Consider the following 24,790-nt stretch of genomic DNA (forward strand, 5'->3'; position numbering starts at 1 on the left):
AGGATCTCGCCCCGCGCGTCGACGGTGATCTTCTGCGAGAGGTCGCCCTTGGCCACCGCCGTCGTCACCTGGGCGACGTTGCGCACCTGGGAGGTCAGATTGCCCGCCATCAGGTTGACCGAGTCGGTCAGATCACGCCAGACACCCGCGACCCCGGGCACCTTGGCCTGGCCGCCGAGCCGCCCCTCGCTGCCGACCTCCCGGGCGACCCGCGTGACCTCGTCCGCGAAGGCCGAGAGCTGGTCGACCATCGTGTTGACGGTCTCCTTCAGCTCCAGGATCTCGCCGCGCGCGGGGACGTCGATCTTCTGGGAGAGGTCACCCTTGGCCACCGCCGTGGCCACCTGGGCGATGTCGCGGACCTGGGTGGTGAGGTTGCCGGCCATGGCGTTGACCGAGTCGGTCAGGTCGGCCCAGGTGCCGGAGACCCCCGGCACCTCCGCCTGGCCCCCCAGCGTCCCCTCGGTGCCCACCTCGCGGGCGACGCGGGTGACCTCGGACGTGAACACGGACAGCTGGTCCACCATGCCGTTGAACACCGTGGCGATGTCGCCCATGAGGCCGTCGGCGTCCTCGGGCAGCCGCGTGCCGAAGTCACCGTCCCGCACCGCTGTCAGGCCCGCCAGGAGCCGCCCGAGCTCCTGGTCGCCCGGCACCGACTCGGTGACCTCGCCCGTGTTGCTGGTCATGCGCACCCTCGTTCCCCTCCCCGGGGCAAAGCCGACTGTTCATGGATCTGCGCGACGAGAAATACGCCGCAGGCTAGCAGTCTCCAGGGTGCGCACAAACTCTCCCCCCTACGTGCACATACGGGGGATCACCTGGCCGGAAACAGACCACGGAACCTCTCGGGCGGCACCGGGTGAAGGAGATTCCGTGACGCCGTCCGGCGGTCAGGCCGCCCCGCCCTTGGTGTCCTTCTCGTCGTCGACGATCTCCGCGTCGACCACGTCCTCGTCCTGCGGGGCGGCACGCTCCCCGTCGCCTCCGGCGGCGCCCTCGGCGGGCGTCTGCTGGGCCTGCGCGTACATGGCCTGGCCCATCCTCTGGCTGACGCCGGCGAGCTTCTCGACGGCGGTGCGCAGTTCGCCGGTGTCCGCCTCGCGCTCCAGCGTCTGCTTCAGTTCCGTGATCGCCGACTCGACCTCCGACCGGGTGTCGGCCGGGACGCGCTCCCCGTTCTCGCGGAGGAACTTCTCCGTCTGGTAGACGAGTTGCTCGGCCTGGTTGCGTGTCTCGGCGGCCTCCCTGCGCCCCCGGTCCTCCTCGGCGTACTGCTCGGCCTCCCGCATCATGCGGTCGATGTCGTCCTTGGGCAGCGCCGAGCCACCGGTGACGGTCATCTTCTGCTCACGGCCGGTCGCCAGGTCCTTGGCCGAGACGTGCATGATGCCGTTGGCGTCGATGTCGAAGGCGACCTCGATCTGCGGGACGCCGCGCGGGGCGGGCGGCAGGCCGGTGAGGTCGAACGTGCCGAGCTTCTTGTTGTAGGCGGCGATCTCGCGTTCGCCCTGGTAGACCTGGATGCCGACCGACGGCTGGTTGTCGGTGGCGGTCGTGAAGATCTCCGAACGCCGGGTCGGGATCGTCGTGTTGCGCTCGATCAGCTTGGTCATGATGCCGCCCTTGGTCTCGATGCCCAGGGACAGCGGGGTGACGTCGAGGAGCAGCACGTCCTTGACGTCGCCGCGGATGACACCGGCCTGGAGGGCGGCGCCGACAGCCACCACCTCGTCCGGGTTGACGCCCTTGTGCGGGTCCTTGCCGGTGAGTTCCTTGACCAGGTCGGTGACGGCCGGCATCCGGGTGGATCCGCCGACGAGGATGACGTGGTCGATCGCGGCGAGCTTGACGCCGGCGTCCTTGACCGCCTGGTGGAAGGGGGTCTTGCAGCGGTCGAGGAGATCGGCGGTGAGCTCCTGGAACTGGGCGCGGGTCAGCTTCTCGTCCAAGTGCAGCGGGCCTTCGGCGGAGGCGGTGATGTACGGCAGGTTGATCGTCGTCTCCGAGGAGCTGGACAGCTCGATCTTGGCCTTCTCGGCGCCCTCGCGGAGCCGCTGGAGCGCCATCTTGTCGTTGCCGAGGTCGATGCCGTTCTGTCCCTTGAAGCGCTTGACCAGGTACTCGACGATCCGCTGGTCCCAGTCGTCGCCGCCGAGGTGGGTGTCGCCGTTGGTGGCCTTGACCTCGATGACGCCGTCGCCGATCTCCAGGAGCGAGACGTCGAAGGTGCCGCCGCCCAGGTCGAAGACGAGGACGGTCTGCTCCTCGCCCCGGTCGAGGCCGTAGGCGAGGGCGGCTGCGGTGGGCTCGTTGATGATCCGCAGCACCTTCAGGCCCGCGATCTCCCCGGCTTCCTTGGTCGCCTGCCGCTGGGCGTCGTCGAAGTACGCCGGCACGGTGACCACCGCGTCCGTGACGTCCTCGCCGAGATACGCCTCGGCGTCCCGCTTCAGCTTCTGCAGCACCCGCGCCGACAACTCCTGGGCCCGGTAGCGGGTGCCGTCGACGGAGCCCTCCTCGGGGAACCGCCAGTTCGCGTCCCCCATGTACCGCTTGACGGAGCGCGCGGTGCGCTCGACGTTGGTCACGGCCTGCCGTTTGGCGACCTCGCCGACGAGTACCTCGCCGTTCTTGGCGAAGGCCACGACCGACGGTGTGGTCCTGGCCCCCTCCGCGTTGGCGACGACCGTGGGGTCGCCGCCCTCCAGGACGGCCACCACCGAGTTCGTGGTCCCGAGATCGATTCCGACCGCGCGTGCCATCGCTGTCCCCTTCCGCCAGGGCGCCCTTGAAGTCCAGCACAAAACTTGAGTGGGCTCCTGTCAACGGGGCCCTAGGTCGTTCATGCGGCCATTCAGGTACATACCCGGGCAGGGCCCGCTCAGTCCGCGCGCGGCTCCCGCACCGGTGCGGGAGGCCCGGCGGCGGGCCCCCCGTTCCGAGGCGCCGCGGTGCCCGGGGCGCCGTCGCGCAGGGCCACGGCCTGCCGCGGGCGGTCGGTGATCAGTACGTCCACGCGCGGGTCGCCGAGGAAGGCGCGCATGGCGGGCCCGTCGTTGACCGTCCACACCATGGTGTACAGGCCGTGCCGGGCGGCCTCGCGCAGCACGTTCGCGCGTGCCAGCCGCTGGTGCACGGCGACGCCGTGCGCCCCGCAGGCCCGCACCCGCCGCATCGGGAACAGCTCGCTCGCCCGGATCGCCGCCAGCCGCGCCGGCGCGATCCCCGCGCCGCCCCGGCCCAGCGACAGGGCCGTCCGCACCGCGGGGAAGGCCTCGGTGATCGCGGCGACGGAACGATCCTCCAGGGTGGTGGCGACGAACCCGTCCCGGCCGAGCAGGGCGACCGCGCGATCGATCAGCGCGCGCTCGTAGCCGGTCTCCTTGAGGTCCAGGTGCGCGACGAGCTTCCCGGCGATCAGCTGCATGACGTCGTCCACGACGGGGACGGGACGTCCGGTGCGCGCGCTGAGCTCGGCGTGAGTGAGCGCGGTCAGTGGCGGCCCGTGGTGCCCCACCCGGGCGTCGTGGTGGACCACGAGCACATCGTCGGCGGTGCGCCGGATGTCGAACTCGGCGTACTCCGCGCCCGACAGCAGGGCGTCCTCGTACGCCTCCCAGGTGGCCGGGCCGAAGCGCTCGGTGCCACCCCGGTGGGCGGAGACGGCGGGACGTGGGGGCATGGCGGTCTGCTCCGAACGGTCGTCCGAACGGTCAGGCCGCCCCCGGAGGGACGGCCTGCGCCGGGTGCCGCCTGTCTCAGGCGAGCTTCGCCGACAGGGTGATCGGGACGGCCTTCAGGGCCTGGCTCACCGGGCAGTTGGCCTTCGCGTCCTCGGCGGCGGCGACGAACGCGTCGTCGTCCAGACCCGGGACGGTGCCCTCGACGGTCAGGACGATGCCGGTGATGCCCTCACCCGGCTGGAACGTCACGTCGGCCGAGGTGACGAGCTTGGTGGGCGGGGTGCCGGCGCCGGCCAGGCCGTGCGACAGGGCCATGGAGAAGCAGCTGGAGTGGGCGGCGGCGATCAGCTCCTCGGGGCTGGTCTTGCCGTTCGCCTGCTCGGCGCGCGACGGCCACGACACCGGCTGCTGGCCGATGCCGGAGGAGTCGAAGGTGACGACGCCGTTGCCCTCGAGCAGGTTGCCTTCCCAGACGGTGTGTGCGGAGCGCGTGGTTGCCACGGTTGTTCCTTTCGCATGCTCTCGATGCGACCCCGTTGCCGGGGTACTCGGCCCCTATCCGATCACATTCCGGCTCACCGCACGCGGAACACCGGACCACGTGCGGTGAACGGCAGCCGGGCGCCTTGGGGAATCAGATACGCGTGCTCGCGCCGCACCCGCAGCACGTCGCACCAGCCGTCGGTGATCACCAGTACCGGCGCCCCCCGGCGGGAAGTCCTCCGCCCGGTGCAGCAGATCGATCCCGGGCTGCAGGACCGTACCGCCGCGCCCGTGCACCCGTACCCGCCCGGCGATCTCGGCGACCGGCAGACAGCCCGCGTCGTCGGCCACCGCGTCGCAGAGGACGACCCGCGCGGCGGGTACGTCACGGGCCTCGGCGTACGAGGCGATGGCGCCCAGCGCCTTGCCGAGCAGTGCGCGCTCCATGGAGCCGGAGGTGTCGAGGACGACGCCGAGGGTGCGCCGGGCGACCTCCTCGGGCGGGAAGTGGCGCCCGCGCGCGGGATGTCGGGGTGGACGCCTGGCGCCGCGCCGGCCGGGCGTACGACCGCACCGGCTCCGGGCGGGGCACGAACTCGTCGAACCAGCGGGCCAGTCGGGCGGGTGACGGTGACGGCAGCCTGCACGCGTCCCGTGTGAGCGGTGCGCGGAGGGGGCGCAGCCGAATGTCGTCACGTCGAATGTGATGCGTCCGCGGGTCCGTCGTGGCTGGTCGCGCAGTTCCCCGTGCCCCTGAGGCGCGCTGCCATCACGGCATACACCAGCACCCCGGCGAACAGGAACAGCACGCCCTGGTAGACGGCCGCGTACCCGGCGCCCGCGACCAGCCACATCGAGAAGGCGGCCGCGACCACGGTGACCACGGTGTCCCGCACCAGTCGCCGGCGGTCGACCAGGTCACGCCGGCCGGAGGCGAGGTGGAAGAGCTGGGCGGCCGTGGCCAGCAGATACGGCACGGTCGCGGTGAACGTGGTGACCAGCACCAGCACCTCGAAGACCTTCGCCGTGCCGGCCGCGTAGTTGTAGACGGTGAGCAGCGAGGCGAGGACGACGGTGACCCCGACGCCGAAGGTCGGCACCCCGCGCCGCTTGCGCGCGAACGCGGCCGGGAACAGCCCGTCCTTGGCGGCGGCGTACGGGGTCTGAGCGCTCAGCAGCGTCCAGCCGTTGAGGCAGCCGGTCATGGAGACCAGCGCGGCGAGGGCGACCGCCCAGCCGCCCCAGCCGCCGCCGAACATGGCGTTCACGGCGTCGGAGAAGGGCGCGGTGGAGTCCACCAGGTCGTCGTGCGCCACCGTGCCGAAGACCGCGAGCGTGCCCAGCAGATAGACCAGCGCGGCGCCCGCGGTGCCGATGACGGTGGCCCGTCCGACGTTGCGGCGCGGGTTCCTGACCTCCCCGGCGCTGACGGCCGCGGACTCCACGCCGAGGTAGGAGAAGAGCAGGATCGCGGCGGAGGCCGAGACCGCGCCGATCGCGCTGCCGTCGCCGGTGTGGAACGGGCCGAGGTTGTCCGCGTCGAAGAAGAACAGCCCGCCGACCGCGACGAGCAGCAGAGGCGCGAACTTCAGCACGGTGGAGACCAGCTGGACGGCGCCGACGTAGCGAGTGCCCGCGAAGTTGGCGAGGGCCGGCAGCCACTGGACGGCCAGCGCGGCGAGGCAGGCGGTCCAGCGGTGGTCGTTCACCGGGATCAGGACGTCGAGGTAGCCGACGGCGGCGACGGCGAGCGCCGCGTTGGACACCCAGGTGGTGATCCAGTACGCCCAGGCGGCGAGGAATCCGGCGAAGTCGCCGAAGGCGGCGCGGGCGTAGACGTAGGGCCCGCCGGTGCGCGGGTCGCGTTCGGCGAGCCGCCCGAAGACCAGGGCGAGGGCGATGGCACCGAGGGTGAGCACGCCGAAGGCGACCAGGCTGACGGTGCCGAACGGGGCGACGGAGGCGGGGAGCAGGAAGATGCCGCCGCCGATGATGTTGCCCGTGACCAGCGCGGTGGCGACGGGCAGCCCGAAGCGGCGGGCGTGCCTGCCGGAGTCGCCGGCGGGGGTCTGCCGGGCCTCGGCGGGGGCTGCCGGGGTCTCCTGCGGGGCCGGAGCCGGCGGGGGGACGGTCCCGGTGACGTGCATGGGGTGGTGCGCCTCTCATCGAACTGATGCCCGGGATCGCCGGACGTCGCTCATGGTCGGGCATGGCCCGTCGGCGTTCCAAATCACACGATATTGTCCTGCGCGGCCTGCTCCGGCGCCGGAAAAGCTGTGGCTTCGCGAACCGTGGGCCGGGAATCGTCCAGCGGCACCTGCGGTCCGTTGCACTCCCGCAGCCAGCGGCGCAGCACCTGGTGGACCTGTTCCGCGCCGACCAGTGCCGCACCGTCGGCCATCGGCGTGGACAGCTCGAGCGGTGACAGCAGGAAGGGGCGGCCCTGGCAGCCGCCGAGCCCGCCGTGCGAGCCGATCTGCTCCTCGAAGGCGAGGACCTCGCCGTCGGCCGGGTCGTGGAAGGAGTTGACCATGATGTCGGCGGTGTGCGGGAAGGAGTGCGTGCGGCGCACGGCGTCCGCGGCGCCGGACCCGAACCCGGCGAGCGGCCCGGGGTGTTCGTCGTCGAGCTCGTCCACCGGTGTCTCGGCGCCGTTCGCGCCGAGCACGACGCCGCCGTGCTCCTCGCTGCGCACGAGCAGGAAGCCGATGCCGGGGTGGTTGGCGAGGGTCGGCAGCAGCGCCGGGTGACGGGCGTCGATCTCCTCCCTGCTCATCCGGTGGCGCGCGTCCGGGAAGGAGACCAGGCCGAGGTTGCCGGAGGCCAGCACGATCGGCTCCTTGCGGCGCGACGGGCGGCCCTGCTCGTGCTCCTCCTCCACCGGTCTGTGCAGGGCGGCCCGGACGGCGGCGCGCGCCTCCGTGCCGCTGCGGGTGCGGCGCGCACGGCGCGGCACGGGCAGTCCGCAGCCGGCCCGGACCAGGTCCGCGAGGGTGAGGCCGTAGCGGGCGCGGAAGGTCTCGCCGGGACTCTGCCCGTGGTCGGACAGGACGACGATCCGGTACGGGCGGGGGGCGTGCTCGGTGACCTTCTCGATCAGGGCGAGCGCCCGGTCGAGGCGTTCGAGGACCTTCTCGGCGTCCCGGCTCATGGGACCGGAGTGGTGCGCCACTTCGTCGTAGGCGACCAGGTCGGCGTAGACGGCGGTGCGCCCGGCGAGCAGGTCGCCCATGACCGCGGCGACGACGACGTCCCGTTCGACGACGGTCGCGAAGGCGCGGACGAACGGGTAGAGGCCGCCGCGGGAGACGCGCGGGCGGATCTTGCGCATCCGGGCCCGGGTGGACTGGGCCGTCTCGCGGCCGGCCTCGGCGACGAAGGACAGGGCGGTGCGCACCGCGTTGGCCGGGTCGGAGAAGTAGGCGAAGTAGCCCGCCCGGGAGCGGGTCTCGCGGCTGCGCCGCCGGGTGGCGATGGACAGCACGAGGGCCTGCTCGTCGGCGCCGCCGCTGAAGAGGTTGCCGCGGCTGGCGCCGTCGACGGTGAGCAGTCCGCCGTCGCCGGTGCGCTCGACGGCGCGGCGCTGGAGTTCGGCGGCGCTGGTCGGCCGGTTGCTGACCATCACCTCCTGGGTGTCCTTCTCGTACCAGCGGAACGCCGGGACGTCGAAGGTGCTGCCGTGCAGGATGCCCAGCTGGCTGGCGCCGGTCTGGCTGGACCAGTCGGTGCGCCACGGGGTGAGGCGGTGGGTGGCGCTGCCGGGGCCGTCGGCGGATCCGTAGCCGAGCCAGCGGGCGACGGTCGGCATCAGCCCCTTGCCGACGGCGGCCGTCAGCACGTCGTGCCCGACGCCGTCGAGCTGGACGAAGACGGTGCCCGGGGTGGCCGCTCCGGGCGGCACGGGGCGGCGGCCGCGGTGGGCGAGGCGGTACAGGCGGCGCCGGTAGGCGTCGTCGTCGCGGACGGCGAGGGCGGCGCCGGTGGCGGAGGCGACGGCGGACATCACGGCGGCGACGACCACCGCGGTCTCCGGGTCGACCGCGCCGCGCTCGGCGGGGTTCAGACGCAGCGCCACGAGCAGCAGCGCGCCGTTGAGGAAGAACACCAGCAGCCCGAGCACGAGCGCGGGCACCAGCAGCAGGAGCCGTACGAGCAGCGGCCAGACCAGGGCGGACAGCAGACCGAAGGCGCCGGCCCCGAACGCGGCGGTCACGGCGATGGTGGTGGCGCTGTCGCCGTCGGCGCGCTGCAACTCGAAGTCGGGCAGGATCCCGGCGAGCACGAGCATGGTGGCCGTGCTGACGGCCCACACCGCGACGCTCCGCCCCACCTGGCTGGCGACCCGCCGCCAACGCCCTCCGAGCACTCCCCGTACACCTCACGTCCCGGCCCACCACCGACGCGGACCTGCGCCCAGATTGTCACAACGCGTGCCGGAACCGTGGCGTTCCCCGGTACGAGGGCCGTACGACAGCGGTACGACGGCCCGTCAGCCCCCGTCGTAGCCCGCCGTCGGCATCGACAGCCGCCGGTGCACCCGGGCCTTCATCTGGGCGTCGTAGGACGGCTCGGCCCGCCCCACCGTCTCGACCCGCACCCCGCGCCGCGCGCACTCCGCGGTGAACTCCTCGACGTTCGCCAGGGCGCACTCCAGCACCCGGCGGCTCGGCGCCACGAAGAGGTCGCATCCCGGCCGTACGCCGTCCCACAGCGCGCAGTGGTCGGGGCGCAGCCCGCGGACCAGCAACTGCCTCGCGACGACGTACCCCCGCTCCGCGGCCCACCGCGCGCACATCGCGTGCTGGCTGCGGGAGTCGACCAGAAAGGGGTCCGCGTCGAGTTGCTCCAACGGCGTCAGACTGGCGATCGCCGTGACGCGCATTGCTCCCATGGCGCCCCCTCACCTCCGGGTTTCGCCGCCGACCCTACTCCTGCCCGTAGGCTTCGGGGAGTCGCGCGAAGGAGGCGAAGAGGTGCCGGTGGAGATCACCTGGTGGGGGCACGCCACCTGCACGGTCGCGGACTCGGACACACGGGTGCTCACCGATCCCCTGTTCGCCCGCAGGCTCGCGCATCTGCGCCGCCGCCGCGGCGCGATGCCCCCACCCGGCGCCTGGAGCGCGGATGTCGCCCTGGTCTCCCACCTGCACGCCGACCATCTGCATGTGCCGTCCCTGGCGCGGCTCGCGCCGGGCACGCGCCTGCTCGTACCCCGGGGCGCACCCCGGGCGGTACCGGCGCTGCGCCGGCTCGCCCATCTGCGCCTGACGGAGATGGCCCCCGGCGACACCACCCGGGTGGCCGATCTGACCGTACGGGCCGTGCCCGCCCGGCACGACGGACGGCGGCTGCCGGTCGGCCCGCTCCGTGCCCCCGCCCTCGGCTATGTCGTCGAGGGCGAGGCGCGCACCTACTTCGCCGGGGACACCGGGCTGTTCGACACGATGGCGGCGGACGTGGGCCCGATCGACGTGGCGCTGCTGCCGGTCGGCGGCTGGGGCCCGTATCTCGGCCACGGGCACCTGGACCCCGGGCTGGCCGCCGAGGCGCTGGTCCGGCTGGCGCCGCGCAGCGCGGTGCCGGTGCACTTCGGCACGTACTGGCCGATAGGCATGGACGCGGTGCGTCCGCACGAGTTCCACGCGCCCGGCGAGGAGTTCGTGCGCCTCGCGGCGCGGCGGGCGCCGAAGGTCGCGGTGCATCTGCTGGGGCACGGGGAGAGCGTGCGGCCGGAGGTCGCCCGATGAACTGGCTCGCTGCCGTCCCGGCGCCGATACCCGTCGAGTCCACCCAGCAGGCGATCGGGTATCCGACGCTGTTCCTGCTGGTGCTGGCCGGGGCGCTGATACCGGTCGTGCCGACGGGGGCGCTGGTGAGTTCGGCGGCGGTGGTCGCCTTCCACCAGACGGCGCCGTTCTCGCTGGCGCTGTTGTTCGTGACGGCGTCGCTGGCCGCGTTCCTCGGCGACGCCACGCTGTACTGGCTCGGGCGGCGCGGCCTCAAGTCGAGGAACGGCTCGCGCTGGCTGGAGGCGATCCGGGCGCGGGCGCCGGAGGAGCGGCTCGCGCAGGCGCAGGACAAGCTCGCCTCGCACGGTGTCGCGGTGCTGGTGCTGTCCCGGTTGGTGCCGGCGGGCCGGCTGCCGGTGATGCTGGCGTGTCTGCTGGCGGAGTGGCCGATGCGGCGGTTCGCCCGGGGGAATCTGCCCGCCTGTCTGGCGTGGGCGGTGACGTATCAGCTGATCGGGATCCTGGGTGGGTCGCTGTTTCCCGAGCCCTGGGAGGGCGTGGTCGCCGCGGTGGCGCTGACGCTGGTCATCAGTCTGTTGCCGGGGGTGTGGCGGCGGGTGCGGGGGTGGTCCACCGGGTGAGTGGCGATCCGCGGGCCGTGGGGTCTGGTCGCGCGGTTCCCCGCGCCCCTCAACGGCGCGGTCCTCGCGCCCGTCACGAGGTGCGGTCCAGCACCCTCGATGCTCCCACCTGCAGGTCCCACAGGTCCTCGCGGTCGCGGCCCGCCTTCTCCCAGGCCGTGCGAGTGCGTGTGAGGGGTTCCAGGACCGGCTCCGCCGACAGCACGAACGTCCCCCAGTGCATCGGCGCCATCCGTCGTGCGCCCAGGTCCTCCACGGCGCGTACCGCCTCCTCCGGATCGCAGTGCACGTCGCTGAGCCACCAGCGCGGGTCGTACGCGCCGACCGGCATCAGCGCGAGGTCGATACCGGGGTAGCGGCGGCCGATGCGCGAGAACCAGTGGCCGTAGCCCGTGTCGCCCGCGAAGTAGACCCGCCCGCCCTGGGGGGCGGTGAGCACCCAGCCGCCCCACAGGGTGCGGCAGGTGTCGGTCAGGGTCCGCTTGGACCAGTGGTGGGCGGGGACGAAGTCGAAGCGCACGCCGTCCAGTTCGGCCGCCTCCCACCAGTCCAGCTCGGTGACGCGGGTGAAGCGGCGGCGCTGGAACCAGGGGCCGAGCCCGGCGGGGACGAACACCGGCGTGTCCCGCGGGAGCCTGCGCAGCGTGGGGGCGTCCAGGTGGTCGTAGTGGTTGTGACTGATGACCACCGCGTCGACGCGGGGCAGTTCACTCCAGGGGACCCCGACCGGGGTGATCCGCGCCGGCGTGCCGAGGATGCGGCGGGACCAGACCGGGTCGGTGAGTACGGTGAGCCCGCCGACGCGCAGCACCCAACTGGCGTGTCCCGCCCAGGTGACGGCGACGGTGCGGGCGTCGACCCGGGGCAGCGGGCCGGGTGCGAAAGGCAGCCGGGGGATGTCGGCGAGGCCCTCGCGGCCGGGCCGCACGGCGCCTTCGCGGGCGAACCGGGCGACGGCCTTGATGCCGGGCAGCGGGGCCGTCAGCCGGTCGTGGAAGGTGCGGGGCCACACGCGCCGTTCGGCCAGCGGGCGGGGTTCGGCGAGCGGCGGGAAGGGGGGCGCGAGCGGTGGCACGGCCGGTGCCGCCGGCGTCCTTGGCGCCGGATCGTCGGCCTCCTGGGTGGGCGTGCTCGCGGTCGACTCGGACTGCTGCGTCATCGAGGAGACTCCCGTCGCTGAGCGTCGTCACGGAGATCGTCGAGTACCGACTTGAGGTTGATCAACGCGCGTTCCACGTGCGGCAGTTCCAACGGCGCCGGGGAGGCGAGGCATTCCGCGCGCTCGGCGTCCGTGCCGCCCAGCAGCGGGCCGGTGGACAGCCGTACGCGAAGTGCGCCGAGGTCGTCGCCGAAGCGGTGGCCGCCGGGTGCGGGCATACCGAGGCGGGCGGCGAGGAAGTCCTCCAGTTCCTGGGCGTCCCCCACGTCGTGCGCGGCGAGCCCGGACCGCAGGGGACCGAGGTCGACGTACAGATGCCGGCCGGCCTGCGGCGGCGGGGAGAGGGCGCCCGCGGCGACCACGGTGCGGTGCGCGGCCGCGGCCAGGCGCGCGTGCAGGCGTACGACGGCGTCCACATGACCGCCGAGCGGCTCGGGTTCGCCCAGCGCGTAGCCGGCCGCGGCGGCGACCGGCCCGGCGATACGCGCGTCGAGCGCGGTGAGCACGTCCAGCACGCGCGCGTGCAGCCCGTCCCCGGCCTCGCCCTCGGGGAACCGGGCCACTGCGGCGGGCCACCCGGCCGGCAGCAGGGAACCGGCCAGGTCGGTGACGACGGTGACCCGGCCGGGCAGCATCTCCGCCGGGCTGAGGAGCACCGTGGCGTGCGGGGCGTGCAGGGTGTCCCGCCAGGTTTCGTCGCTGACCAGGTGCAGCCCTTCGCCGGTGGCGGCCTCGACGGTCTCGTGCAGCAGCTCGGGAGGCGCCACCGTGGCCGTCGGGTCGTCGGCGACGGACAGCACCAGCAGCCGCGGGTCCCCGCCTTCCTCGCGCACCCGGCGCACGGTCTCCAGCAGGGCGTACGGATCCGGTACGCCGCCGCACTCGGCGGCCGTCGCGACATGGAACACCGGCCGGCCCAGCAGGCGGGCGTACGGCGCCCACCACGCGGCGCAGGGCCGCGGCACCAGCACGTCGCCACCGAGGGCCGCGGTCAGCGCCAGCAGCAGCGCGGGCGCGCCAGGGGCGGCCACGGCGCGGTCCGGCCCGGCGGCCAGTCCTCGCCGCTCCCAGTAGCCGCACGCCGCGTCCAGCAGCGCCGTGCCGCCGCCCACCGGCTCGCCGGCGGCGCGGCCCGCGGCGGCGGCGAGCACGGCGGACAGCTCCGGCGGCACGGGAAGTCCGTCGTCGGGGAAGGGCGGCCCGTAGCGGACGGGCCCGTGGCCTTCCCGTTCCGTCCGCCGCATGCCTACCTCCGCGCAGTCCCTGGTGCCGTGCCGGTGCCGTGTCGGGTCGCCCGGGCGCCGGGGCGGGCCGTCGGACGGTGCGTCGTGCTCACGGTTCCGGTCGTGCTCTCGCTCTGCGTACCCAGCGGGACGCCGCCTCAGGCGTCCCCTCGCGTGTCCCTGCGCCACAGCCGGTGACCGGCGGCACCGGCCGCTCCCGCGATCAGCAGCCCGCCCGCGACCAGCGCGGGCACGGAGTCGTTGAAGGTCCCGCCCGCGCCGGCCCGCACGCCGTGCCCGATCGAGGGACCGCTGCCGCACCACCCCTTCGGCTCGGCGCAGACGGGCGTGCCGCCGGTGGCGGCCTTGGGCGGAACGGTGAACGTCGCGCTCCACGCCGTGCCCGTCCCGCCGGCCGCCACGGCCGGGCAGGTGCCGTCGACGGACCACGCCGATTCCTTGCCGGCGGTGGCCGGATCGGCCGCGAACGTGCTCTCGGGCAGGAGGAGGGCGCTCCCCCGGTAGAGGGGTCCGGCCGACGTGGTTTCCTCGTCGACCACCAGTTCCAGCGTCACCGTGCCTTCGGCGAAGGCCTTGGAGGTCGCCTCGATCACCTCGGGCGGTGTCCCGGTCAGGGCGTCACAGACGACGGCGACGGTGACCGTGCCGTCCGGCTGGGCGGCGGCGGGCGACACCTCCGCCTCCGGCTCCGCCGACGCGAGCGGAACGGCCCCACCCAGAGCAGCCCCGGCTATGAGGAGTACGGACAGGACTCGGGCGCTGCGGCGCATGGGACGGGCTCCTTAGACCGACGGAAGGGTACGGATCCGCACCCCCCACAGCCATCACAGCCCGCGGCCCTCACTCCTGCCCGCGCCCGGACCCCATTCGCGGGAACGGCACACCCAACCAGGTGACAAGGCCCCGTCGCAGGCGGGCGCCGCGCCCCTAGGCGCTCCCCCGCATCACTTCCTGCCGGACCCGGTCGCAGGAGCGGCTGATCAGCCGGGAGACATGCATCTGGGAGATCCCCAGCTGCTCGGCGATCCGGCTCTGCGTCATGTCGCGGAAGAAGCGCATGTACAGAATCTCCCGCTCCCGCCTCGGCAGCGCGGCCAGCCGGGGCTTGACGGCCTCCCGGTCCACCACTGTGTCCAACGCGGGGTCGGCCGCGCCGAGCGCGTCGCCGAGCGAGTAGCCGTCCTCGCTGCCCGGCAGCTCGGCGTCGAGGGACAGCGCGCTGAAGCTCTCCAGCGCCTCGAGCCCGGCCCGGACGTCCTCCTCGGTCATGCCGGTGTGCCGGGCGATCTCGGCCACGTCCGGCTGCCGCCCCGAGGCGCCCTGGCCGTCCGTCGACAGCTCCTGCAGGGCGACGCGCACCCGGTTGCGCAGATCCTGCACGCGGCGCGGCACGTGGAGCGTCCACATGTGGTCCCGGAAGTGTCGCTTGATCTCGCCGGTGACGGTCGGGACGGCGTAGCTCTCGAAGGCGTGGCCGCGCGCGGGGTCGTACCGGTCGACGGCCTTGACCAGTCCGAGGGCCGCGACCTGGCGCAGGTCCTCGTAGTTCTCGCCGCGGCTGCGGAAGCGTCCGGCCAGCCGTTCGGCCATGGGCAGCCAGGCCTCGACCAACTCGTCGCGGAGCGCGTCGCGCTCGGGGCCGGCGGGCAGTGCGGCGAGCCGGCGGAAGGCGTAGGCGGTGTCGGGGGCGTCGTCGTGCGGGTGGTGCCGGGGGCCTGCTGAGCTTCGCATGGTGCGTCGCAACTCCCTTGCGGGTGCTTTGGATCGGGCGGTCACCGTGGAAGCGCGCAGCCGGTCCGGACGGGCCGTACGCGGGGGCCTGGGGGCCGCTCCCACGGACGTGCCTCCTGTCCGAAGCACTGTTTCGCGCCTGCCCTTGGCCCCTGGGCGCAAACACCCCCGCCCGGGTTTTCCGGGCGGGTAGGGGGTGACTCGTGACGGGTGCTGCCATGTCGTCACGTCCGGGAGGTCACTTCATGAGCACCAAGGTCTCCGACCACGTCCTGCAACGGCTGCGCGAGTGGGGTGTGGAGAACGTCTTCGGCTACCCCGGCGACGGCATCAACGGCCTGCTCGCCGCCTGGGGCCGCGCCGACGACCAGCCGCGCTTCGTCCAGTCCCGGCACGAGGAGATGTCGGCGTTCCAAGCGGTCGGCTACGCCAAGTTCAGCGGCCGGCTCGGGGTGTGCGCGGCGACCTCGGGACCGGGTGCGATCCATCTGCTCAACGGGCTGTACGACGCCAAGCTCGACCATGTGCCGGTGCTGGCGATCGTCGGCCAGACGCACCGCAGCGCGATGGGCGGCTCTTACCAGCAGGAGGTGGACCTGCACTCGCTGTTCAAGGACGTCGCCTCGGACTTCCTGGAGACGGTGACGGTGCCCGAGCAGCTGCCGAACGTGCTGGACCGGGCGATCCGCACCGCGTACGCGCGCCGGTCCCCCACCGCGGTCATCATCCCCGGGGACGTGCAGGAGCTCGACTACGAGCCGCCCACGCACGAGTTCAAGATGGTGCCCTCCAGTCTGGACCGCAGTGCCTGGACGGCCATTCCCTCGGAGGACGCGCTGCGCCGGGCCGCGGAGGTGCTGAACACCGGTGACAAGGTGGCGATCCTGGTCGGCCAGGGCGCGTCGGGGGCACGCGCGGAGGTGGAGCGGATCGCCGAGCTGCTCGGCGCGGGCGTCGCCAAGGCGCTGCTGGGCAAGGACGCGCTGAGCGACGAACTGCCGTACGTCACCGGCTCGATCGGCCTGCTGGGCACCCGCCCGTCCTACGAGCTGATGCGTGACTGCGACACGCTGCTGACCATCGGTTCCTCGTTCCCGTACTCGCAGTTCCTGCCGGAGTTCGGCAAGGCGCGCGGGGTACAGATCGACATCGACCCGCACATGGTGGGGATGCGCTACCCGTACGAGGTGAATCTCGTCGGGGACGCCAAGGAGACCCTGCGGCGGCTGATCCCGCTGCTGGACGGCGACCGCGGGCGTGAGTGGTTCGACACCGTGTGCGACAACGTGCACCGCTGGCGGGACGTGATGGAGCGCCGGGCGGGGCTGTCGGCGGACCCGATCAACCCGGAGTACGTGGCCCGGGCGCTGGACCCGCTGCTGCCGGAGAACGCGATCATCACCTCCGACTCGGGTTCGACGTCCAACTGGTACGCCCGCCACCTGACGATGCGCGGCAGCATGCGCGCCTCGCTCTCCGGGACGCTGGCGACGATGGGCTGCGGGGTGCCGTACGCGATCGGCGCGAAGTTCGCCCATCCGGACCGGCCCGCGATCGCGCTGGTCGGCGACGGGGCGATGCAGATGAACGGGCTGGCGGAGCTGATCACGGCGGCGAAGTACCGGGACCGCTGGCAGGACCCGAGGCTCGTGGTCGCCGTGTGGAACAACCGCGACCTGAACCAGGTCACCTGGGAGATGCGGGCCATGGGAGGCGCGCCGTCCTTCCTGCCCTCGCAGGAGCTGCCGGACGTGCAGTACGCCGCCTTCGCCCGCTCGCTCGGCCTGACCGGGGTCCGGGTGGAGAAGCCGGAGGACGTCGAGGCGGGCTGGCGGGCCGGTCTGGAGGCCGACGGGCCCGCGGTGATCGAGTTCGTGACCGACCCCGCGGTGCCGCCGATCCCGCCGCACGCGACCTGGGAGCAGATGGAGGCGACGGCCGAGTCGATCCTGAAGGGCGACGCCGACCGGGGCGCCATGGTCCGCCAGGGCTTCAAGGCGAAGATGCAGGAATTCCTGCCGGGACGGCAGAAGCGGTAGCCGCGGCGGGACGGGCGCCGCGAGGCAGGCGAAATCAGGCCGAATGCGGACCTGTGCACCCCGTGTCACCGCCCGCCTGCCGGGTACGCGGGGCCCGACCCCGAGAATCTGGAGCAAGACATGCAGCGAGGCAGTGACCGGCTCAGCGTCCACCGGGACGAGGAGATGAAGCACGAACTGCAGGGGCTGCTGAGGTCGGGCCACCCCACCCGCTCGGAGGAGTGGCACGACCCCGAGCCCACCGCCGAGGACGACCCGCGCATCGCGGGGGGCCCGGTCATGCCGGGCTCGCTGGCGGAGGTCCGGCTGGAGCTGGGCCGGATCCTGGGCCGCAGCCCGTTCCCCGCGGGCCCGGACGAGCTGATGAGCGCGCTGCGCCGGCGCCACGCGCCCGACCCCTTGATCGAGCCGCTGCGGCGGCTGCCCCGCTCGGCCCGCTACGGCAATGTGCAGGAGCTGGCCGAGGCCCTGACCCACGGTGAGCGGCGGAGGGAGACATGATGTCGGCCGACTATGTGCGCGAAGTGATGACGCCGGGGGTGGTGGCCGTCCGTCCGGACGCCTCGCTGGTGGAGGCGGCGCAGCTGATGCGCTCCCAGGACATCGGCGATGTGGTGGTGGCCGACGGACAGCGCGTGGTCGGGGTGCTGACCGACCGGGACATCACCGTACGGGCGGTGGCCGAGGGCATCGATCCGCTGACGGTGAGTGCCGCGTCGATGTGCACGCCGGACCCGGTGATCGTGGGCCCTCAGGACCCGGTGTCCACGGCGGTGGCGCTGATGCGCGAGAGGGCCGTACGCCGGCTCCCGGTCGTCGAGGACGGCATGCCGGTCGGCATGGTCAGCCTCGGGGACCTGGCGGTGGCCCAGGACCCGGAGAGCGCCCTCGCCGACATCAGCAGGGCCGAACCGGACGTCGCGGCCCGCCCCGCCCCCGACGTACGCGGCGCCGTATGAGGTGGGCACGGGCCGCTCACCGGCCGCTTTCCGCCGACGTTCCGCTGCACGACACAGGCACACGGAAGGACGCTGAGACATCATGCGTATCGCTTTTCTGACCGCTCCCGAGGGCGTCGAGCAGGTCGAGCTGACCGAGCCGTGGAAGGCCGTCACCGACGCCGGGCACGAGCCCGTGCTCGTATCCACCGCGAGTGGCGAGATCCAGGCCTTCGACCACCTCGACAAGGCGGACACGTTCCCCGTCGACGAGGTGGTGGGCGAGACGTCCGCCGACTCGTTCGGGGGCCTTGTGCTGCCGGGCGGGGTCGCCAACCCGGACTTCCTGCGGACGGACGACGGGGCGGTGGCCTTCGTGCGGGACTTCTTCGAGCAGGGCCGGCCGGTCGCGGCGATCTGCCACGCGCCGTGGACGCTGATCGAGGCGGACGTCGTACGGGGCCGGGTGCTGACCTCCTGGCCGAGCCTGCGGACCGACATCGGCAACGCCGGCGGCACCTGGGTGGACGAACAGGTCAAGGTGTGCGATCACGGCGCCAACAAGCTCGTCACCAGCCGCAAGCCGGACGACCTGAAGGCGTTCTGCGAGACGTTCCTGGACGTGTTCGCGAAGGAGAGCGCGTAACGCCGACGCGCGGCGACGCGCATCGGGCCGGGCCGGGTTCCGCACCGCGGAGCGCGGCCCGGGCGTGTGTCACACGGGGCCGGACTCCCGGGTCGCCGGGCTGCCCTGACCCCACTTGCCCACCGGGGTCCGCCCGTCGCGGGCCACCTCGTCGCAGGCGCGTTCCCGTGCACCGTCACGGGTGCGGCCGGGGGCGACGAAACGGCGCGGATTGCGGCGCAGGTACTCGCCCTCCAGCTGCGCCATCCGGTCGTTGTGCGTGCGCAGCGCGTCGTTCGAGCCGTACAGCAGGGTGTCGTGGCGCGTGCGGTGGATGGTCTCCAGCTCTTTCATGAGCTGCTGGTCATCCAGCCGGCCCGGGTCGACTCCGGTCATCATGGTGCCCCGCTCGTCGTGTTCTCTCATGCGGTACGGGTACCCGCCCGGCAAGCACTACCCCCGAGCGGCAACCGGGAGGGAGCCATGGATCTCGCGTTCCTGCATCCACTCTACGAACATCCGGGCCCTTGGGCCTCCGTGTACGTCGACCTGTCACCGCACCCGCAGGACGCCACCCGTCAGCGGCGACTGACGGCCGAGGCGATGTCCCGGGAGCTCGCGGGGCAGGGTGCCGACGAGGCGACCTGCCGTGCCGTGCGGAACGCGATCGAGGAGCTGAAGGACTCGCCCGAGCCGCACGGCAGGGCCCTGTTCGCCCGTGCGGGCGCGGTGGTCCTCGATCCGCCGCTGGCCCGCGCCCCGCGGCGCGACCGGGCCCTGTGGGCACCGCTGCCCCGGGCCACCCCGCTGCTGGACCTGACCGGCGAGGACGCGGTGGCCGTCGTCGCGTACATCGACCGCCGGGGCGCCGACTTCGAGCTGCGCAGCGCGCTGACCCGCGAGACGGCCGGTTCGGTCACCGGGCGCCAGTGGCCCGTGCACCGGACGAGCACCGCCGACTGGTCGGAGCGGCACTTCCAGCTGCGGGTGGAGAACACCTGGGAGCACAACGCGGCGGAGATCGCCGACGCCCTCGCCGTGTGCCAGGAGGAGACCCGTGCCGATCTGCTGATTCTCGTCGGTGACGACCGGGAGCGACGCTCCGTGCACGAGCGTCTGCCCAAGCGGCTGCACGAGCGCGTGGTCGACGCCCGGCACGGTGCGGGCAGCCGGCTGCTCGACGGGGACGTGGAGGAAGCCCGCGCCACTCATGTGCGCCGCCGTGCCGAGACGGAGCTGGAGCGGTTCCTGGCGGCCCGCGCACCGGACGACGAGGGTCGCGCGGAGGCGGTGGAGGGCGTGCCCGCGCTGGTCGAGGCGGCGCGCGAGCACCGCATCGACGAGCTGGTGGTCCGCCCGGACGGCGGGGACACGCACCGCGAGGTGTGGGTCGGCGAGGACGCCGACCAGCTGGCGGTGCGGCGTACCGAGCTGAAGATCCTCGGCGAGCAGAACTCCTGGTCCGCGCGCGTGGACGACGCCCTGCTCCGCTCGGCGGTGGCGACGAACGCCGCGGTGATCTCGCTGGCCCCCGCCGAGGCGGCCGGTGAGCAGGACGTGCCGGTGGGCGGCCTGGGCGCGCTGCTGCGCTGGACCTGACCGGGGCCCGCGCACCCGCGCCGGCCGCCGGCCCGGAGTGCGGGTCCTAGCGGGCCCGCTCCACCCGCCGCTCGTCCCACACCGGCTCCGGCGTCTCCCGGACCCGGCCGTCGCTCCCGAAGACCAGGAAGCGGTCGAAGGAACGGGCGAACCAGCGGTCGTGCGTGACCGCCAGGACCGTGCCGTCGAAGGCGTCCAGGCCTTCCTGGAGCGCCTCGGCGGACTCCAGGTCCAGGTTGTCGGTCGGCTCGTCGAGGAGCAGGGCGGTGACACCCTGGAGCTCCAGCAGCAGGATCTGGAAACGGGCCTGCTGGCCGCCGGAGAGCCGGTCGAAGGTCTGTTCGGCCTGGCCGGTCAGCTCGTAGCGGCGCAGCCGGGACATCGCGGCGCCCCGGTCCTGGGCGTGCTCGCGCCAGAGGATGTCCAGCAGGGTGCGGCCCATGAGCTCCGGGTGGGCGTGCGTCTGCGCGAAGTGCCCGGGCACGACCCGCGCCCCGAGCTTCCACTCCCCCGTGTGCGCCACGTCGTCCCCGGCCAGCAGCCGCAGGAAGTGGGACTTGCCGGAGCCGTTGGAGCCGAGGACGGCGACCCGCTCGCCGTAGAAGACCTCCAGGTCGAACGGCTTCATCAGGCCGGCGAGTTCGAGCCCCGCGCAGGTGACGGCCCGCACGCCGGTACGGCCGCCCCTGAGCCGCATCGTGATGTCCTGCTCACGCGGCGGTTCCGGCGGCGGGCCCGCCTCCTCGAACTTGCGCAGCCGGGTCTGGGCCGCCGCGTACCGGGACGCCATCTCGTGGCTGACCGCGGCGGCCTGACGCAGATTCAGCACCAGCTTCTTCAGCTGGGCGTGCTTCTCGTCCCAGCGCTTGCGCAGCTCCTCGAAACGGGCGAAGCGTTCACGCCGGGCCTCGTGGTAAGTGGCGAAGCCGCCGCCGTGCACCCAGGCGTCGGCGCCGGCCGGACCGGGTTCGACGGAGATGATCCGCTGGGCGGTGCCCGCGAGCAGTTCGCGGTCGTGGGAGACGAACAGGACCGTCTTGCGGGTCTCGGTGAGGCGCTCCTCCAGCCAGCGCTTGCCGGGGACGTCGAGGTAGTTGTCGGGCTCGTCGAGCAGCAGCACCTCGTCGGTGCCGCGCAGCAGCGCCTCCAGCACGAGCCGTTTCTGCTCGCCGCCGGAGAGGGTCCGCACCTGCCGCCACTGCGCCGTGTCGTACGGCACCCCGAGCGCGGCCGTGGTGCACATGTCCCACAGCGTCTCCGCCTCGTAGCCGCGCGCCTCGGCCCAGTCGGCGAGCGCCTGCGCGTACCGCATCTGGGCGGCCTCGTCGTCGACGGTCATGACGGCGTGCTCGGCGGCGTCGACGGCCTTCGCGGCCTCTCGGACACGCGGCGACGACACCGACACGAGCAGGTCACGCACGGTCGTCTCGTCCCGTACGGAGCCCACGAACTGGCGCATCACGCCGAGCCCGCCGCTGACGGTGACGGAGCCGCCGTGCGGCTTCAGCTCGCCCGAGAGCAGCCGGAGCAGGGTGGTCTTGCCCGCGCCGTTCGGTCCGACCAAAGCGGCGACGGCGCCTTCGCCCACCCGGAAGGACACATCGCCGAGCAGGGTCCTCCCGTCGGGGAGGTGGTACTCGAGGTGCGCGGCTTCCAGATGTCCCATGAGGCCGCATTGTGCGGGCGGCCGGCGAGATGGGGCAAACGGATAACTGGTCGGGTGCGCCGCGCCGGGCGCTACCGGGCGTGCCCGCTCTCGTCCATCGGCCGCCCGGTGGGGCCGCCCTCGCCCGCGGGGGCGACCGTGGACCCGGCCCAGGTCAGGGCCTTCCAGCCGTCGGAGGGGGAGCCTTCGAGGATCACCACACCGGTGTTGTCGAGCGGGCGGGCGGCGGCGAAGGGCACGTCGACGTTGCCGGCGCGGGCGGCTGTCCACATACGGATCACGGCGCCGTGACTGACCATGGCGACGGTCCCGGCCCCGTCGGCGGCGGCCTCCGCGACCACGGCGTCGAAGCGCGCGAGCGTCTCCGCACCGCTCTCCCCGCCCGGCATCCGCAGTCCGGTGTCGCCGTCCGCCCAGGCGAACACGGTCCGCATGTACTCCTCGCCCCGCCGTGAGCCGCCCGGCAGCATCTCGAGGTCGCCCGCGAACACCTCACGGATGCCGTCCCGCACGAGGACGTCGAGGCCGCGGGCCGCGGCCAGCGGCGCGGCGGTGAGCTGGGTGCGCACGAGGGTGGAGGCGTAGACGGCCTCGACGGCCTCGTCCGCGAGCGCGGCCGGCAGGGCGGCGGCCTGACGCTCGCCCAGCTCGGTCAGACCGGGACCCGGAACGGCGGTGTCCAGCAGGTAGGCGACGTTCGACGGGGTCTGGCCGTGGCGGACGAGCAGCAGGCGCACGATGGGTTCCTCCGGGTGCCGACCACCACGGGTCGGACAGAAAGCGGCCACTTCAGGGTACCCGCCCTTATATGAGCCCAGACGTCGACCTCACCGTCCTGAAACCCGGCCGCCACGCGCTGCGTGAGCGGCTGCTCGCACTGGACAACCGGCTGTTCGAGTTCGCCGCCGCGCAGAAGTGGCCGGCCGCCGAACCCGTGCTGCCCAGGCTGAGTCGCAGCGCGAACCACGGGCTGCTGTGGTTCGCGACCGCCGGCGTCATCGCGGCCAGCCGCACGCCGTGGGCTCGCCGGGCCGCCGTCCGCGGGGTGGCCTCCCTCGCCCTGGCCTCGGCCACGATCAACACCATCGGCAAGCGCAGCGTGCGCCGCACCCGCCCGGTCCTCGACGCCGTACCGTCCGTGCGCCGTCTCAAGCGCCAGCCGATCACCACGTCCTTCCCGTCCGGCCACTCCGCCTCCGCCGCGGCCTTCGCGGCCGGCGTGGCCATGGAGTCCCCCACCTGGGGTGCCGCCGTCGCCCCCGTCGCGTTCTCCGTCGCCATGTCCCGCGTGTACACCGGCGTCCACTTCCCGAGCGACGTGCTGGCGGGCGCGGCACTCGGCGTGGGCGCCGCGTTCGCCGTCCGGGGGCTGGTGCCGACGCGCGACCAGGCCACCCTTCCGCCCCGGCCGCGCGCCGACGCGCCGGCGCTGCCCGAGGGCGAGGGCTTGGTCGTCGTCGCCAACACGGCGGCGGGCAGCTCCGACCGGGTCCGGGCGCTGCGGGACGCGCTGCCCCGGGCGGAGGTCGTCGAGTGCCTGCCGGAGGAGGTGCCGGAAGAACTGGAGAAGGCGGCCGCCCGCGCCCGGGTGCTCGGCGTGTGCGGCGGCGACGGCACGGTGAACACCGCCGCCGAGATCGCCCTGCGCCACGACCTGCCGCTCGCCGTGCTGCCCGGCGGCACGCTCAACCATTTCGCCCTCGACCTGGGCGTGGAGGACGCCCGGGAGCTGGCCGGGGCCGTGCAGCAGGGCGACGCGGTCCGCGTGGACGTGGGGCGGTTCGTCTGCGGCACCAAGCGGGGCATCTTCGTGAACACGTGCAGCCTGGGTGTGTATCCGGAGCTGGTGCGCGAGCGTGACCGCTGGTCGCACCGGATCGGCAGCTGGCCCGCCGGAGTGCTCGCGGCGCTGCGCGTGCTGCGCGCCGACGGGCATCCGCTGGAGGCGGAAGTCGGCGGCAGGGCACGACCCTTGTGGCTGCTGTTCGCCGGGAACGGCACCTACCACCGGATGGGTCTCGCCCCGGCACGCCGGATGAACCTCGCGGACGGGCACCTCGACGTGCGGGTCGTGCACGGTGGCCGCAGGCCCGCGCTGCGGCTGCTCGCCGCCGCCCTCGCCGGGCCGCTGACCCGCTCCCCCGCCCACGCCGCCGTCCAGGTCCGCCGGCTGCGGCTGTCCGGCGTCGCCCCGGGCACCCTGCTCGCCTACGACGGCGAGGTCACCGAGGTGGCGGGCGAGGTGTCACTGGAGAAGGTGCCGGAGGCCCTGGTGGTCTACCGGCCGCTCCCCCCAGAGGACTGACGTTTCGTCAGTCCGTATGGCGAAAGCATCTGTCTCACCATCCGGCCGGACGCGTACCGTGACCAGGACGCGATCCGGCCGGACGAGAAGGGGTACCGCCATGCCGAAAGCGCAGGAGACCGCCGTCTACACCCACGGGCACCACGAGTCGGTGCTGCGGTCGCACACCTGGCGGACCGCCGCCAACTCCGCGGCGTACCTCCTCGGCTCGCTGAAGCCGCACATGCGGATCCTGGACATCGGCTGCGGCCCCGGCACCATCACCGCCGACCTGGCCGCGCTGGTCCCGGACGGGCACGTCACCGGCGTCGACCGGTCGCCGGACATCCTGGAGCAGGCGCGGGCCACGGCAGCCGGGCGGGGCCTGACCAACGTCGACTTCGCGGTGGCCGACGTGCACGCGCTCGACCACCCGGACGACTCGTTCTGCGTGGTCCACGCCCATCAGGTGCTCCAGCACGTCGGTGACCCGGTGCGGGCGCTGCGCGAGATGGCGCGGGTGACGAAACCGGGTGGGTTCGTCGCCGCCCGCGACGGCGACTACGCCGCGATGACCTGGTACCCCGTCTCACCCGGCCTGGACGACTGGCTGGACCTGTACCGGAGGGTGGCCCGCGCCAACGGGGGCGAGCCGGACGCGGGGCGGCGGCTGAGGGCCTGGGCGCTGCGGGCGGGGCTCACCGACATCACGGCCACGTCGAGCACCTGGACGTACGCGACGCCGGACGAGCGGGCGTGGTGGAGCGGCCTGTGGGCGGACCGCACCGTGGCGTCCGGGTACGCGCGCCAGGCGGTCGAGGGCGGCCACGCGACCGAGGCGGAACTGCGGGCCGTGGCGCGGGCCTGGCGGGAATGGGGAGAGGCGGCCGAGGGCTGGTTCGGCGTTCTGCACGGGGAAATCCTGTGCCGCAAAACCGGCTGAAACACCGGTTTATGGAAACTCGG

Annotated in this window: 23 protein-coding genes and 1 pseudogene; 9 read left to right on the forward strand and 15 right to left on the reverse strand. The window is 73.5% G+C overall.

Going from position 1 to position 24,790, the window contains the following annotated elements; genetic code table 11:
• The 8 genes and pseudogenes from ACFV6X_RS04360 to ACFV6X_RS04395 form a co-directional block, all read right to left on the reverse strand.
• On the reverse strand, window positions 1-689 hold a 689-nt coding region (locus tag ACFV6X_RS04360; protein ID WP_385377407.1), incomplete at its 3' end, for a HAMP domain-containing protein.
• A gap of 204 nt (window positions 690-893) precedes the next feature.
• Window positions 894-2,765: a molecular chaperone DnaK gene (dnaK, locus tag ACFV6X_RS04365; protein ID WP_385377410.1), complete on the reverse strand. Its 1,872-nt coding sequence runs from the start codon at window positions 2,763-2,765 to the stop codon at window positions 894-896.
• Between the two features lie 119 nt (window positions 2,766-2,884).
• The gene (locus tag ACFV6X_RS04370) at window positions 2,885-3,685 is read right to left on the reverse strand and encodes a glycerophosphodiester phosphodiesterase family protein (RefSeq protein ID WP_385377413.1); all 801 of its coding nucleotides are present in this window, start codon (window positions 3,683-3,685) and stop codon (window positions 2,885-2,887) included.
• Between the two features lie 76 nt (window positions 3,686-3,761).
• Window positions 3,762-4,187, reverse strand: coding sequence for an OsmC family protein (locus ACFV6X_RS04375; RefSeq protein WP_365459016.1), 426 nt, complete (start codon window positions 4,185-4,187; stop codon window positions 3,762-3,764).
• Between the two features lie 74 nt (window positions 4,188-4,261).
• A pseudogene (locus ACFV6X_RS04380) lies at window positions 4,262-4,806 on the reverse strand (hypothetical protein); the annotation flags it as partial.
• Between the two features lie 55 nt (window positions 4,807-4,861).
• Window positions 4,862-6,316, reverse strand: a complete 1,455-nt coding sequence (locus ACFV6X_RS04385; RefSeq protein ID WP_385377417.1) for an amino acid permease — start codon at window positions 6,314-6,316, stop codon at window positions 4,862-4,864.
• Window positions 6,317-6,399: 83 nt separating this feature from the next.
• Window positions 6,400-8,535: a phage holin family protein gene (locus ACFV6X_RS04390; RefSeq protein ID WP_385377420.1), complete on the reverse strand. Its 2,136-nt coding sequence runs from the start codon at window positions 8,533-8,535 to the stop codon at window positions 6,400-6,402.
• Window positions 8,536-8,658: 123 nt separating this feature from the next.
• On the reverse strand, window positions 8,659-9,060 hold the full coding sequence (locus ACFV6X_RS04395) for a hypothetical protein (protein WP_365459010.1): 402 nt from the start codon (window positions 9,058-9,060) through the stop codon (window positions 8,659-8,661).
• An 82-nt stretch (window positions 9,061-9,142) separates the two neighbouring features.
• Between ACFV6X_RS04395 and ACFV6X_RS04400 the strand changes: the two genes are divergently transcribed.
• On the forward strand, window positions 9,143-9,916 hold the full coding sequence (locus ACFV6X_RS04400) for an MBL fold metallo-hydrolase (RefSeq protein WP_385377423.1): 774 nt from the start codon (window positions 9,143-9,145) through the stop codon (window positions 9,914-9,916).
• Window positions 9,913-10,539 (forward strand): DedA family protein, encoded by a 627-nt coding sequence (locus ACFV6X_RS04405; RefSeq protein WP_385377426.1) that lies wholly within the window; start codon window positions 9,913-9,915, stop codon window positions 10,537-10,539. Before ACFV6X_RS04400 ends, ACFV6X_RS04405 begins: the two co-directional genes overlap by 4 nt.
• Window positions 10,540-10,612: 73 nt before the next feature.
• Here the strand turns inward: ACFV6X_RS04405 and ACFV6X_RS04410 are convergent, their stop codons facing one another.
• The 4 genes from ACFV6X_RS04410 to ACFV6X_RS04425 form a co-directional block, all read right to left on the reverse strand.
• Complete coding sequence (locus ACFV6X_RS04410; protein ID WP_385377428.1) at window positions 10,613-11,698, reverse strand: MBL fold metallo-hydrolase; 1,086 nt, start codon at window positions 11,696-11,698, stop codon at window positions 10,613-10,615.
• Entirely contained in the window at window positions 11,695-12,942 is a 1,248-nt protein-coding gene (locus ACFV6X_RS04415; protein WP_385377430.1) for an aminotransferase class I/II-fold pyridoxal phosphate-dependent enzyme, read from the reverse strand. Before ACFV6X_RS04415 ends, ACFV6X_RS04410 begins: the two co-directional genes overlap by 4 nt.
• Before the next feature lie 137 nt (window positions 12,943-13,079).
• Entirely contained in the window at window positions 13,080-13,712 is a 633-nt protein-coding gene (locus tag ACFV6X_RS04420; RefSeq protein ID WP_385377433.1) for a hypothetical protein, read from the reverse strand.
• Window positions 13,713-13,869: 157 nt separating this feature from the next.
• Window positions 13,870-14,673: an RNA polymerase sigma factor SigF gene (locus ACFV6X_RS04425; protein ID WP_385377436.1), complete on the reverse strand. Its 804-nt coding sequence runs from the start codon at window positions 14,671-14,673 to the stop codon at window positions 13,870-13,872.
• A gap of 245 nt (window positions 14,674-14,918) precedes the next feature.
• On the opposite strand from ACFV6X_RS04425, the gene ACFV6X_RS04430 reads away from it, so the two are divergent.
• The 4 genes from ACFV6X_RS04430 (at window position 14,919) to ACFV6X_RS04445 (ending at window position 18,296) form a co-directional block, all read left to right on the forward strand.
• Window positions 14,919-16,712, forward strand: a complete 1,794-nt coding sequence (locus ACFV6X_RS04430; RefSeq protein ID WP_385377437.1) for a thiamine pyrophosphate-requiring protein — start codon at window positions 14,919-14,921, stop codon at window positions 16,710-16,712.
• A gap of 120 nt (window positions 16,713-16,832) precedes the next feature.
• Window positions 16,833-17,213, forward strand: a complete 381-nt coding sequence (locus ACFV6X_RS04435) for a DUF2795 domain-containing protein (RefSeq protein ID WP_385377439.1) — start codon at window positions 16,833-16,835, stop codon at window positions 17,211-17,213.
• Window positions 17,213-17,671 (forward strand): CBS domain-containing protein, encoded by a 459-nt coding sequence (locus ACFV6X_RS04440; RefSeq protein ID WP_385377442.1) that lies wholly within the window; start codon window positions 17,213-17,215, stop codon window positions 17,669-17,671. Before ACFV6X_RS04435 ends, ACFV6X_RS04440 begins: the two co-directional genes overlap by 1 nt.
• Before the next feature lie 82 nt (window positions 17,672-17,753).
• A complete protein-coding gene (locus ACFV6X_RS04445) occupies window positions 17,754-18,296 on the forward strand; it encodes a type 1 glutamine amidotransferase domain-containing protein (RefSeq protein ID WP_385377445.1) in 543 nt (180 codons plus the stop codon).
• Window positions 18,297-18,365: 69 nt separating this feature from the next.
• On the opposite strand, the gene ACFV6X_RS04450 is transcribed toward ACFV6X_RS04445, so the two are convergent.
• Window positions 18,366-18,701, reverse strand: a complete 336-nt coding sequence (locus ACFV6X_RS04450) for a DUF6158 family protein (protein ID WP_385377448.1) — start codon at window positions 18,699-18,701, stop codon at window positions 18,366-18,368.
• A gap of 57 nt (window positions 18,702-18,758) precedes the next feature.
• On the opposite strand from ACFV6X_RS04450, the gene ACFV6X_RS04455 reads away from it, so the two are divergent.
• Window positions 18,759-19,874, forward strand: a complete 1,116-nt coding sequence (locus ACFV6X_RS04455; RefSeq protein ID WP_385377451.1) for a Vms1/Ankzf1 family peptidyl-tRNA hydrolase — start codon at window positions 18,759-18,761, stop codon at window positions 19,872-19,874.
• A gap of 46 nt (window positions 19,875-19,920) precedes the next feature.
• On the opposite strand, the gene ACFV6X_RS04460 is transcribed toward ACFV6X_RS04455, so the two are convergent.
• Window positions 19,921-21,540, reverse strand: a complete 1,620-nt coding sequence (locus tag ACFV6X_RS04460) for an ABC-F family ATP-binding cassette domain-containing protein (protein WP_385377454.1) — start codon at window positions 21,538-21,540, stop codon at window positions 19,921-19,923.
• 71 nt (window positions 21,541-21,611) lie between these two features.
• Window positions 21,612-22,277 carry a histidine phosphatase family protein gene (locus ACFV6X_RS04465; RefSeq protein ID WP_385377457.1) on the reverse strand — a complete coding sequence of 222 codons (666 nt, stop codon included), beginning with the start codon at window positions 22,275-22,277 and terminating at the stop codon, window positions 21,612-21,614.
• 71 nt (window positions 22,278-22,348) lie between these two features.
• Here ACFV6X_RS04465 and ACFV6X_RS04470 point away from each other — a divergent pair, with 71 nt between their 5' ends.
• Window positions 22,349-23,845, forward strand: a complete 1,497-nt coding sequence (locus ACFV6X_RS04470) for a bifunctional phosphatase PAP2/diacylglycerol kinase family protein (RefSeq protein ID WP_385377459.1) — start codon at window positions 22,349-22,351, stop codon at window positions 23,843-23,845.
• Window positions 23,846-23,945: 100 nt separating this feature from the next.
• Window positions 23,946-24,767, forward strand: a complete 822-nt coding sequence (locus ACFV6X_RS04475) for a methyltransferase domain-containing protein (protein ID WP_385377462.1) — start codon at window positions 23,946-23,948, stop codon at window positions 24,765-24,767.
• Window positions 24,768-24,790: the final 23 nt, after the last annotated feature.

The organism is Streptomyces sp. NPDC059861 (assembly GCF_042731435.1).
Taxonomy (GTDB): Bacteria; Actinomycetota; Actinomycetes; order Streptomycetales; family Streptomycetaceae; genus Streptomyces.